The sequence below is a fragment of the Actinacidiphila oryziradicis genome (assembly GCF_005047355.1).
Taxonomy (GTDB): Bacteria; Actinomycetota; Actinomycetes; order Streptomycetales; family Streptomycetaceae; genus Actinacidiphila; species Actinacidiphila oryziradicis.
On record NZ_SUMC01000327.1, the window covers coordinates 1 to 1510 of the forward strand.

1 protein-coding gene and 1 pseudogene are annotated in these 1510 nt (G+C 64.6%); both read left to right on the forward strand.

The window, feature by feature from the left end; genetic code table 11:
* Positions 1 to 1187 (forward strand): IS630 family transposase (locus tag FCI23_RS55650; protein WP_322974073.1); only part of this gene is annotated, 1187 nt, incomplete at its 5' end.
* A gap of 96 nt (positions 1188 to 1283) precedes the next feature.
* Positions 1284 to 1510, forward strand: a pseudogene (locus FCI23_RS55655) (IS982 family transposase); the annotation flags it as partial.

Below are 1510 nucleotides of genomic sequence, written 5' to 3' on the forward strand. Positions count from 1 at the left end.
GGGTGGCGGCGGAGTGTGGGGTGTCTTCGGCGACGGTGGGCAAGTGGCGCTCCCGGTTCGCGGTCCGGGGATTGGCAGGCTTGAAGGATGAGCCGCGTCCGGGCAGGCGCAAATCGGAGTTGGTGCTCACCGGGCCGGAGCGGGCCCAGCTCACGCGGTGGGCGCGGCGGGCGAAGACGGCCCAGTTCCTTGCGCTCCGGGCGAGGATCGTGTTGCGGTGTGCGGAGGGTGGGACGAACAAGCAGGTCGCGGCCGATCTCGGGGTCGCTCAGGCGACGGTGAACCGATGGCGTGCCCGGTTCGTCCAGGACCGGCTGGACGGGCTGGCCGATGAGCCGCGCCCGGGCCGGCCGCCCTCGATCCTCCTGGACCAGGTCGAGGACGTGGTGGTGGCGACCTTGGAGTCCACGCCGAAAGATGCCACGCACTGGTCGCGTACCTCGATGGCCAAGCGCACTGGCCTGTCGAAGTCCACCATCGGGCGCATCTGGGAGAAATTCGAGCTCAAGCCGCACCTGCAGGACTCGTTCAAGCTTTCCACTGACCCGCAGTTCGTGGACAAGGTCGTCGATGTCGTCGGGCTGTACCACAACCCGCCCGAGCGGGCTGTGGTGCTGTGCGTGGATGAGAAGTCGCAGGTCCAGGCACTGGACCGGTCCCAGCCCGTGCTGCCGATGATGCCCGGCATGCCCGAGCGTCGCACCCACGACTACCTGCGGCACGGCGTCACCAGCCTGTTCGCCGCGTTCAACATCGCCGACGGGACCGTCATCAGCGCCCTGCACCGGCGCCACCGCGCGATTGAGTTCAAGAAGTTCCTGATCACGATAGACAAGGCCGTGCCGGCCGAACTCGACGTGCACCTGGTCTGCGACAACTACGCCACCCACAAGACTCCTGAGATTCAGAAGTGGCTGGCCCGGCACCCTCGCTTCCATATGCACTTCACCCCTACCGGCTCCTCCTGGACCAACCAAGTCGAAAGCTGGTTCGGCCTGCTGACGGACAAGCTGATCCGACCCGGCGTGCACACCTCCGTCCAAGCCCTGGAGAAGGACATCCACGCCTGGATCCAGACCTGGAATGAGAACCCGAGGCCCTTCACCTGGACCAAGACCGCCGACGAGATCCTGAAATCACTCGCCGACTACCTCACAAAAATCACCCTGCCAGCAACCGAAACATGACATCAATTTAGATATGCAATTTCCGACGCAGGACACTAGACGAGTAGTTCCGATGTCTGGCTGCGGAAACAGGGCGAGGGCCCCCAAAGTCCGTGTGTGACGACAGACATGGAAGCCCTCTTGACCGCACTCTACGTGAAGGTAGACGACGAGATCGGAGGAACCCGATGGATGGGTACGCCACCGCTACTGAGCGACAGCGAACTCGTCTGCCTGTCGGTCGCGCAGGCGCTGCTCGGGTACCACTCCGAGGCCCGGTGGCTGCGCTACGCGAACAAGCATCTGTCCGGCATGTTCCCGTACCTGCCGCTGCGGCCTGGCTA